Source organism: Bordetella sp., from assembly GCF_051960075.1.
In the GTDB taxonomy this organism is placed as follows: domain Bacteria; phylum Pseudomonadota; class Gammaproteobacteria; order Burkholderiales; family Burkholderiaceae_B; genus Bordetella.
In genome coordinates this window covers 24476-33119 of sequence record NZ_JBQCER010000057.1, presented here as the reverse complement: position 1 = coordinate 33119, position 8644 = coordinate 24476, and the positions used below count along the sequence as shown (strand labels likewise).

The window sequence follows — 8644 nt, the reverse complement described above, 5'->3', positions numbered from 1 at the left end:
ACAAAGCAAAAGGCCAACCCCGAGAGGTTGGCCTAAGTGCTTGAATCGACTGGTGCCGGCAATAGGAGTCGAACCTACGACCTTCGCATTACGAATGCGTAAAAATAGAGTTTCCGAGTTATGGATTAAGTTCCCTTGATTTGCCATAAGCTCGGTATTTACTAGGTTTTCAGGCGGTTTTTGAAGATTCAATCATTGATTGAGTTGGATTGATATTGCACAATTCGGGTTACGACAGGGTTACGAGTCGGGTTCGGGAGGTGCAAGGCATGGAGAAGGTCAAGCTGACGGAGGGGCGCATTTCCGGGGCTGTCTGCCCGGAGGGCAAGCAGCAGGATTTCCTGTGGGATAGCAAGACGCCTGGCTTTGGATTGCGGGTTTCTCGGACGGGCCGCAAGTCATACATCTTTCAAGACAAGCTGGCGGGTGAAACCATCCGCATGCCCATTGGTACTCCTGCCGCACTTTCTCTGGAGGCGGCTCGGAAGCGGGCGAACCTGTACCAGACACAGATCAATGAGGGCCGTGACCCTCGGCAAGTAAAGGCCGAGCAGACCGCAGCCGACCTGGAAAAACGCCAGCAATCCAAGCGCCGCAACGCCCCAGCCCTGGAGGCCTGGACAGCCTATATCGAGGCTCGGAAGGGCAAATGGGGTGCTCGCCATGTGGCGGACCATGAAACCTTGGTCCGGGAGGGCGGCGAGAAAATTACCCGGGGACGTCGACTGGGAGTGGGGGCGACCAAGGAGCCGGGCATCTTGCGATCTCTGCTCATGTGTCCTCTGTCCGAAATTACCCGCGATCGCGTGGCCGCCTGGCTGAGTGCGGAAAGCGTTGCGCGTGCCGGCGCAGCGCGCCGAGCATTGGCCTGTCTGGGAGCGTTCATCACCTGGGCAGCCAACCAGCCCGAGTATCGGCAGGAAGTGCACAGGGACGCCTGCGGCGGCCTGTCTCGGGAATTGCCCGCTCCTGGCGTGAAAGATGATTGCCTGCAGCGCGAGCAGCTCAAGCTCTGGTTCGAAGCCGTGCGTGCCCTGCCGAACCGTACTGTGTCGGCCTACCTGCAAATCCTGTTGCTGACTGGTGCACGCCGCAACGAGCTGGCCGGCCTGCGCTGGGAGGACGTGGATTTCCAATGGCAGAGCCTGACCATCCGCGACAAGGTGGAGGGCGAGCGCACCATCGGCATGACGCCGTATGTGGGGGCGCTGCTGCGGGAGTTGAAACGCATCAACGAGACGCCCCCGAACGTGCGCCGCCTGTCCGGCCGGGCCGGGGATGACAAGGCATGGAAACCGTCGCCCTGGGTATTCGCCAGCAAGACTGCTGCCGACGGCCGCATGAAAGAGCCGCGCATCGCCCATAACAAGGCCCTGACGGCAGCCGGTCTACCTGCCTTGTCCATCCATGGCCTGCGCCGCTCCTTTGGCACCCTGGCCGAATGGGTGGAATGCCCGGCCGGCATCAGTGCCCAAATCATGGGCCACAAACCCAGCGCCATTGCCGAAAAGCACTACCGGCGCCGCCCCCTGGACCTGTTGCGTATGTGGCACGGCAAGATTGAGGCATGGATGCTGGAACAGGCTGGCGTCGTGCTTGTTCCCGAGCAATCCGGCGCGGAAAAGCTGCGAGTCATTGCATAAACAATCAGTATTTTATAAGATACCAATATGGAATTGCGGTACTACACCGACGCCGAAGGGCACAGGCCCCTGGTGGAATGGTTGGAAGCCCTGCGAGACATCAAGGCGCGGGCGCAAATCCGGGCACGGCTGGCACGCCTGGAGGCCGGGAACCTTGGAGATTGCAAGCCCTTGCGAGACGGCGTTATGGAGTTGCGCGTAGACCTCGGGCCCGGCTATCGGGTGTACCTGAGCAGGCAAGGGCCCGTCCTGGTGCTTCTTCTGTGCGGCAGCGATAAAGGCGCCCAAGACCGCGCCATCAAACAGGCGATTGAATATTTGAACGACTGGAAGCAGAGAGGCAAACCATGAATACCCCGCGTGATGCGGCCTGGGACGAGCACATGGCCGAGGCCATGAAAGACCCCGCCGAGGCCGCCGCATACCTAGATGCCGTCCTGGAGATGGAAGATCCTGCCGCGCTGCTGGTGGCGCTTCGCCACGTCGCCAAAGCGCATGGCATGGCCGAAGTGACCCGCCGCGCCGGGCTGGGTGAAAAGGTGCTGTTCCGCGCTCTGAGCGAACAGGGCAATCCCACCGTCGACACACTGACCAAGGTGCTGCATGCGGTGGGCCTACGCTTGAGCGTGGAGCCGCTGGCGGCCTGACAGGGCATGCCCGACGCCTGACGAGGCGGTAATCAGGAAATGAGCGGCGGCCACGCGGTAGCCTAGGCGCACCAGGCGCGCGCAGAACGTGCTTTCCTCCGGCACGTCGCCAGCTAGGAAGCGCCCGCCCACGGCGCTGGCCCGGGCGAGCTTGAGCTTGAGGTCGCGTGTGTCGTCGCAGTCCACGGCGCCGGCGCAGCGCGAAATCGCGGCGATGCTCACGGTCGCCTTGCGCGCTAACTGGTCGACCGTGGCGCCGGAGGCGCTGGCGATGTCGTCCAGGATAGCGTCGGCCACCTTGCGTTCGGTGGCGCTGAGCGTGTCGCGCCGGCTGCGGATCTGGTAGACGATGTCGCGCGGCGTGGGCAGGGCGGATTCGGGGGGCGGTGCAGATCCTGCAGCAGATTGAGCACCTGGGTATGCACCGAGACGTCCGGCGCCGACACGGGCTCGTCGGCCACTATGAAGTCCGGCTCCACGGCCAGCCCCCGGCCGATGCCGATGCCGATGCCGATGCGCTGGCCGCCGGAGAAATCGTGCGGATAGCGCTTGCGGTGGTCCGCGTTCAGCCCCACGCGCTCGAGCAGCTCGCGGATGCGCGCGTCGCGCCGGTCCTGCGCCAGCTTATGCGTGTCCAGGGCTTCGCCGATGATCTCGGCCACCGCCATGCGCGCGTTGAGGCTGGCATAGGGATCCTGGAACACGATCTGCATGCGCTGCCGCCAGGCGGACTCGCCCACCAGTCCGACGATGGAGCGGCGCGGCTTGCGGTTGAGGTGCATTCATGAAGCGAGGACCTTGATGCAGCGCGGGCGTGGTGCACGGGACGCATCGCGACCAGATCGGGAACGGCGCCGGTGCAGTCTGCGCCGGCCAGCGGGCGGCGCGGGGCGAAGGTGCAGCCCGCGGACAGGGCGGTGACGCTGGGCACGTTGCCCGGTATGGGTTGCTGCTGCGTATGTGGCACGACAAGATCGAGGCCTGGATATTGGAGCAGGCTGGCGTCGAATTTCAGATGGAAAATGCTGCAGTCAGCTTGCGGGCTGTTGGTTAGATCGCCTCCGTTTTCGTTTGGAAGCCACTCTATTTATACGAGGTACCTACGTTTTTCTTGCATCTTTCGGACATTTCGCGCATGTGAGAGATTAGGCATCGTCAAAAACGCAGAAGGAAAATGACGATGTCTACGATTCAATTCATACCCGAAGGGTTGGCGGCCGTTGCGAATGGTCGCGACACCCTGACGACTAACGAGGCCGCGCCGATGATCAATCGCGAGCCTGAGACCATGTATAAGTGGTCTTCTTGCGGGAATGGCCCCATCCGCCCGGTGCGCATCAATGGCCGCTTGGCCTGGCGGGTGATCGATCTGGCTCGACTGCTGAGTGGTGAATCGGCAGCGTGAATGCCATCGCTCCCTATGGGACTCTGGTGCATGTCTCACGCAATGGCGAACCTTGCACCACGAGTCTGCAAATTGCGCGGGCGTTCAAGCGCCGGCATGACAATGTGCTGCGGTCGATCTCGTCTCTATTGCGCGACGGAACAATTGGTCACCTCGAATCTGAGGAGACCGAATACCAAGACGCGCAGGGGAAGGCCCACCCCATGTATGTGCTCACTGAAACCGGAGCACTGATCGCGATGCCATTCATTGGAGGCCGCCACGCTCGTGAAGGTCAGCGACGCTTGGTAAATGAATTCCAAGGGATGCGTCGCCAGCTCGCGAGTATTCGTTCCGGCGAGGGCGTTTATGTTCCGCAGTCACTACCGGATGCCCTACGGCTGGCGGCCGATCTCGCCGAGTCGAATACACGGCTGGAAACTACGCTGCGGCACCAAGCCCCCAAGGCCCAGGCCTATGAGCGCTTGACTGCGGCGGAAGGATCGATGTGCATCACTGACGCGGCCAAGGCCTTGAATCTCCCTCCGCGCAAGTTATTTGCATGGCTTCAAACTAACAAATGGGTGTACCGCCGTGCCGGGGGCGAGCGACTGATTGCATACCAGGTGGCCATTATGCGTGGCCTACTGGAACACGGTGCCCGCACCATCAGATTGGACGATGGGGGTGATCGTATCGTCAGCCAGGTGCTGGTGACTGCCAAGGGGTTGACCGAACTGGCGCGGCGCGTGGAGGCGGGCGATATCCTTGCTGCGGATCCTCATCAGCACGGGGGCAGACAATGACTCGCTCGAGTGATGTGCTGCGTGAGATAGGGCGCCCAATCGCCTACTACCCGGGTCTTGCGAAGATCTTTGGTAGCGTGAACGCGTCCGTGCTTTTCGGCCAGCTTTACTACTGGCAGCCCAAGGCCAGCAGCCCACTGGGTGTTCACAAAACAGTCGAAGAGCTCGAGGCCGAAACCGGCCTCACGTACGAAGAACAACGCACCGCGCGCCGCATGCTGAAGGCTCTCGGGGTTCTTGTTGAGACCTCCAAGCGCATCGAGCACAAGACCTACTTCCGAATCGATGATGATCGTCTCGACCAGCTGCTTGCCGACTCTCAGAAGGGTGCGAGCGCCGGGATGGGAAATGCCCAGCTCGCGAGATTGGGAAAGTCCATCTCCCGAAATGGGGAAAGTCCATCTCGGGAGATGGGGAAAACCCAGCTCGCGAACTCGGGAGAGTCGTCGTCGCGGGGTGGGGAAACCCTTTCTCGCGGGGGTGGAAATACCCAGTTCGTTAATGAAGTTAAGACTACTGCAGAGACTACTGCAAAGAAGAACCCCCTTACCCCCTTGTCGCCGGACAAGCCGACGACGCAGGCCGTTTCTGTCGGCAAGCCAAAGGGCACCGAGTCGAAGTTTGAGCGCTGGTGGCAGACCTGGCCCAGGTCGCCGCGCAAGGTCGGTAAGGGTGATTGCGAGAAGCGCTGGCAGCGGCACGGCCTAGACGCCCACGCCGAGGTGATCATCGCCCACACCGCGGCCATGAAGTTGACCCGCCAGTGGAAGGAGGGTTTCGAGCCGGCACCAGCCACCTACCTGAACGGCCAGCGCTGGCGTGACGACGTGCCGCCGGACCAGAGCGAGCTCAAGCAGGACGGCCCGAGCAACGCCGAATGGTGGGAATCGGCCTCTGGCATCGAAGCCAAGGGCCGCGAGCTGGGCGTGGAGGCGCGAGCTGGGGAGATCATGCCGGACTACCTGGTGCGCGTGGCACACGCGGCGGGCCCGGGCCCGTGGATCGACGCCGTGCTCAAGCGCGAGCAGCGCAGCCCTGACCGATACCAGCGAATCGTCAGCTTCTTCGGCGACAAGCTCATGCCGGTGGACTGGTACGCATGAAGACGCAAGCCAATCGCATTCAGGCCAAGGCTGAACAACTGGTATCCAAGGCTGAAGTATCCAGCTTGGTATCCACAGAAGCCGCAGGGGCGGCCTGGATACCCCATATCCGACTGTCTCCCAAGCAGCGCCGGTTCGTCGAGGAGTACCTCTTCGACCTGAACGCAACGCAGGCGGCGATCCGTGCTGGCTACAGCGAGCGCACTGCCCAGCAAATCGGCGCGGAGAACCTTACAAAACCTGTGGTCGCTGAGGCAATCCGGGCCGCCACTGCAGCGCGCGCAGCATCAGCCGATGTCACCGCAGCCGAGGTCCTGCGGCAAGTCGATGCGATTGCGACGGCAGATCCGAACGAGATCGTGCAGTACCGCCGGGAGTGCTGCCGCTATTGCTACGGCGAGGGTTATCTCTGGCAGTACCGCACGGAGCGCGAGCGCGAGGAGGCTAAAACCCGCCATCTGGCTGAGGTGGCCAAAGCCAAGGCCACCAAGCTGCCGCGCGCGGCCTGGCCGGTTTTCAGGGAGGGCGGCCTGGGCTTCGATCCGCATCTGCCGCCCAATCCGAACTGCCCGGAGTGCTCAGGGGAAGGTCACGGGCGCATGTTCATCGCAGATACGCGGAATTTGAGCCCGGCCCTTCTCGCGCTCTACGGTGGCGTCGAGGTCACAAAAGAAGGTCTGCGCGTCCTGCTGAATTCCAAGCTCAAGGCCCTGGAGCTGGCGATGCGACACCGCGGCATGCTCAAGGACAAGATCGAGGTTGAACTGGCAGGCGCTCTTTTTGAGCGGCTGCAGAAGGCTCGTCGGCGCGTCGGGTTGGCAGAAAGCGCGGACTCAAGCAAAGGCTGATTGCCGCTTATCAACAGGAACACTCATGCACATTGCCACACCACCGAAGGCCTGCGCCTTGGATCCCTTCCAAGCCAAGTTTGCAGAAGACAATCAACGATTGCTCTCCCATTACGGTCAACAAATCCGGAACAATATGCGCGAGCAGTATGACGCTGTGAGCACTCTCCGAACCATGCAAGGGGCGCTTGACGCCGCTTGGCTGGAGCCAGCTCAAGAGGATCGCGCGGTGCAGATCGCCATGGCCATGCAAGGGGTGCGCACCCGTCTTGCGCAGCTCAAGAGCCAGCTCGCGGAGCACCAGAAGGAAATGGCTGCGCTAGATCGCAAAATCTATTGGGCCGATCGCCTAGCGCCACGGCCGCTGTGTCCGTCGACGACGAGCGCGGAGGGGATAAATGGCTGACCTGTACTCAGTCCGCGCCTCTATCACCCTGTGTGAGGGGATACTGGCCTGCTATGTGGAAATGAACCGATTGCGTATGAACTGGTTGGCGGCTCATGAAAAGCTGCCCGGGGAGGTGTTCGTAATCGAGGGACAGGAGGTGCGCGCCGGTGAAGTGGTCCGGAGCATGCGGGGGATGCGCGACGTTATCGATCAGGGAAACATGATGATCGAGGAGATGCGCCGCCAGTTGGCTGAAATGTACAGTGTTCTCTCCGGCTCCAATGGCGCACCAGCTTTGCGTTCTGGAGAGGAAGCTATTCATCCCTCCGAACTGCTAGTCCGGCAAACCTCTGTTGCCGAATTAGCCTGTGAGCCCAATCTGTACGACCTTGTAAAGGCCTATGCAGCTGAGTCCGGCAAGTCGGTACATGGTGAGGCGGTGCTGGATATTGCCGCTTATCAGCGCATGCAGGATGCCGGCTTGAGCCGAACCATCGGCGCCTGGCGCAACGGCAGCCTCATTGGATTTCTCATTGTGATGGTGACCCCGGTCCCACACTGGGGAGGGCAGGTAGTGGCGTCGACGGAGTCGTATTTCGTGCTTCAGGGGGAGCGCCATGGGGGTGTCGGTCTGAAGTTGCGCCAGCTTGCTGAGCAACTGGCGCGCGAAGCCGGTGCGCGCGGCCTCTACCTGTCAGCGCCGGTCGGCAGCCGCTTGGACAAAGTGATGCAGCGTTCGGGGTACCGGCCCAGCAACATGAATTATTTCAAGGAGTTCGCATGAGCTTCGAAATCTCGCACGTGGCCGCGTCCACACCGGCCGCCATCGATAAGGTGCAGCGCCTGATCGACGCCACCATCAACTTGCCGCAGGTGGATGTCCAGACGCGCCACCTTTTTCATGCTGGTTTATACGCGCACGATCCGGATTCCGAAGGACGTGGTGCTCACGGGCGCGCTGATCAAGATTGCGACGGTGCTGACCATCTCGGGCGACGTGGAGGTGTTCGGTAATGACGGCCTGACCCGGCTGACGGGCTACCACGTTCTCGCGGGTGCCGCGGGCCGCAAGCAGGCCTATCTCGCGCTGCAGGACACCTACGTCACCATGAGCTTTGCCACGAAGGCCACCACCATCGAGGAAGTCGAAGAAGAGTTTACGGACGAGGCGGCATTGCTGCTGTCGCGCCGACAAGGCGATGGGGGTGACGCATGAGTGGAAGCGTTTCGGCCACCACCGTCGCGTACGGCTCGCTCGCCGCTACGGCAATTGGCGCGGGCGTCAGCGCCTACAGCGCGATATCGCAGGGCAATGCGCAGGCTGCGGCGGCGGACTACAACGCCAAGATCGCGCAGAACAATACCGCGATCGCGCAGATGAATGCCAATTCGTCGATTCAGCAAGGCAATCAGCAGCTGCAGGCCGCACAGGAGCAGGCCGCACAGCGCCAGGGCGCAATCCGGGCCGTGATGGGTTCCGGCGGCATTGATCTGAACTCGGGCAGTTCCCTGCGCGATCAGGAGGGTGTCGCCGAGGTCGATCAGCTCAATCAGGCGACGATCGTGAACAACGCCGCGCGTTCGGCCTGGAACTACAAGAATCAGGGGGCGGACTACTCGGCCACGGCCAACCTGGACACGGCGCAGGCCCAACAGGCCGAGATGGGCGGAATGCTTTCGGGGTTCGGTTCTGCAATCGCTGGAGCTGGCCAGTTCGGGAGCAATTGGACGAAAGACAAGCTAACCGTAAAGGGTTTCTGAGGACAATATGCCGGTATTTCCCACTCTCGAATTGTCCCTGTCAGTTTTCAGCTCGACGCTGGCA

Annotated in this window: 12 protein-coding genes and 1 pseudogene; 11 read left to right on the top strand and 2 right to left on the bottom strand. The window is 61.8% G+C overall.

Annotated features, from left to right (window positions below; all coding sequences use genetic code 11):
• Window positions 1–269 precede the first annotated feature (269 nt).
• Genes ACTHJ1_RS09365 through ACTHJ1_RS09355 form a run of 3 tightly spaced genes read left to right on the top strand, consistent with a single transcriptional unit; the run spans window position 270 to window position 2290 of the window.
• Window positions 270–1643, top strand: a complete 1374-nt coding sequence (locus ACTHJ1_RS09365) for a tyrosine-type recombinase/integrase (RefSeq protein WP_440191089.1) — start codon at window positions 270–272, stop codon at window positions 1641–1643.
• A 27-nt stretch (window positions 1644–1670) separates the two neighbouring features.
• Window positions 1671–1994 (top strand): type II toxin-antitoxin system RelE/ParE family toxin, encoded by a 324-nt coding sequence (locus tag ACTHJ1_RS09360; RefSeq protein ID WP_440191086.1) that lies wholly within the window; start codon window positions 1671–1673, stop codon window positions 1992–1994.
• On the top strand, window positions 1991–2290 hold the full coding sequence (locus tag ACTHJ1_RS09355; RefSeq protein ID WP_440191084.1) for an addiction module antidote protein: 300 nt from the start codon (window positions 1991–1993) through the stop codon (window positions 2288–2290). The genes ACTHJ1_RS09360 and ACTHJ1_RS09355 overlap by 4 nt, the downstream gene beginning before the upstream one ends.
• Here the strand turns inward: ACTHJ1_RS09355 and ACTHJ1_RS09350 are convergent.
• Together ACTHJ1_RS09350 and ACTHJ1_RS09345 are read right to left on the bottom strand one after the other, a co-directional pair.
• The gene (locus ACTHJ1_RS09350; RefSeq protein ID WP_440191081.1) at window positions 2258–2587 is read right to left on the bottom strand and encodes a hypothetical protein; all 330 of its coding nucleotides are present in this window, start codon (window positions 2585–2587) and stop codon (window positions 2258–2260) included. The two genes, ACTHJ1_RS09355 and ACTHJ1_RS09350, sit on opposite strands and share 33 nt — an antisense overlap.
• Window positions 2588–2673: 86 nt before the next feature.
• Window positions 2674–3015: pseudogene (locus ACTHJ1_RS09345) on the bottom strand (ATP-binding cassette domain-containing protein); the annotation flags it as partial.
• Window positions 3016–3470: 455 nt separating this feature from the next.
• Here ACTHJ1_RS09345 and ACTHJ1_RS09340 point away from each other — a divergent pair.
• The 8 genes from ACTHJ1_RS09340 (at window position 3471) to ACTHJ1_RS09305 (ending at window position 8580) form a co-directional block, all read left to right on the top strand.
• Entirely contained in the window at window positions 3471–3695 is a 225-nt protein-coding gene (locus ACTHJ1_RS09340) for a DNA-binding protein (protein ID WP_440191078.1), read from the top strand.
• Entirely contained in the window at window positions 3692–4480 is a 789-nt protein-coding gene (locus tag ACTHJ1_RS09335; RefSeq protein WP_440191075.1) for a phage antirepressor KilAC domain-containing protein, read from the top strand. Before ACTHJ1_RS09340 ends, ACTHJ1_RS09335 begins: the two co-directional genes overlap by 4 nt.
• A gap of 77 nt (window positions 4481–4557) precedes the next feature.
• Window positions 4558–5583, top strand: a complete 1026-nt coding sequence (locus ACTHJ1_RS09330; RefSeq protein ID WP_440191072.1) for a hypothetical protein — start codon at window positions 4558–4560, stop codon at window positions 5581–5583.
• Complete coding sequence (locus tag ACTHJ1_RS09325) at window positions 5580–6431, top strand: terminase small subunit (protein ID WP_440191070.1); 852 nt, start codon at window positions 5580–5582, stop codon at window positions 6429–6431. Before ACTHJ1_RS09330 ends, ACTHJ1_RS09325 begins: the two co-directional genes overlap by 4 nt.
• A gap of 25 nt (window positions 6432–6456) precedes the next feature.
• A complete protein-coding gene (locus ACTHJ1_RS09320) occupies window positions 6457–6837 on the top strand; it encodes a hypothetical protein (protein WP_440191067.1) in 381 nt (126 codons plus the stop codon).
• Window positions 6830–7603, top strand: coding sequence for a GNAT family N-acetyltransferase (locus ACTHJ1_RS09315; protein WP_440191064.1), 774 nt, complete (start codon window positions 6830–6832; stop codon window positions 7601–7603). Before ACTHJ1_RS09320 ends, ACTHJ1_RS09315 begins: the two co-directional genes overlap by 8 nt.
• A 93-nt stretch (window positions 7604–7696) precedes the next feature.
• The gene (locus ACTHJ1_RS09310) at window positions 7697–8035 is read left to right on the top strand and encodes a hypothetical protein (RefSeq protein ID WP_440191061.1); all 339 of its coding nucleotides are present in this window, start codon (window positions 7697–7699) and stop codon (window positions 8033–8035) included.
• Window positions 8032–8580: a virion core protein, T7 gp14 family gene (locus ACTHJ1_RS09305; protein WP_440191058.1), complete on the top strand. Its 549-nt coding sequence runs from the start codon at window positions 8032–8034 to the stop codon at window positions 8578–8580. Before ACTHJ1_RS09310 ends, ACTHJ1_RS09305 begins: the two co-directional genes overlap by 4 nt.
• Window positions 8581–8644 lie beyond the last annotated feature (64 nt).

Coding starts and splice junctions, on each gene's coding strand:
- ACTHJ1_RS09365 (WP_440191089.1), top strand. CDS start 270: ATGGAGAAGGTCAAGCTGACGGAGGGGCGCATTTCCGGGGCTGTCTGC.
- ACTHJ1_RS09360 (WP_440191086.1), top strand. CDS start 1,671: ATGGAATTGCGGTACTACACCGACGCCGAAGGGCACAGGCCCCTGGTG.
- ACTHJ1_RS09355 (WP_440191084.1), top strand. CDS start 1,991: ATGAATACCCCGCGTGATGCGGCCTGGGACGAGCACATGGCCGAGGCC.
- ACTHJ1_RS09340 (WP_440191078.1), top strand. CDS start 3,471: ATGTCTACGATTCAATTCATACCCGAAGGGTTGGCGGCCGTTGCGAAT.
- ACTHJ1_RS09325 (WP_440191070.1), top strand. CDS start 5,580: ATGAAGACGCAAGCCAATCGCATTCAGGCCAAGGCTGAACAACTGGTA.
- ACTHJ1_RS09320 (WP_440191067.1), top strand. CDS start 6,457: ATGCACATTGCCACACCACCGAAGGCCTGCGCCTTGGATCCCTTCCAA.
- ACTHJ1_RS09315 (WP_440191064.1), top strand. CDS start 6,830: ATGGCTGACCTGTACTCAGTCCGCGCCTCTATCACCCTGTGTGAGGGG.
- ACTHJ1_RS09310 (WP_440191061.1), top strand. CDS start 7,697: ATGTCCAGACGCGCCACCTTTTTCATGCTGGTTTATACGCGCACGATC.
- ACTHJ1_RS09305 (WP_440191058.1), top strand. CDS start 8,032: ATGAGTGGAAGCGTTTCGGCCACCACCGTCGCGTACGGCTCGCTCGCC.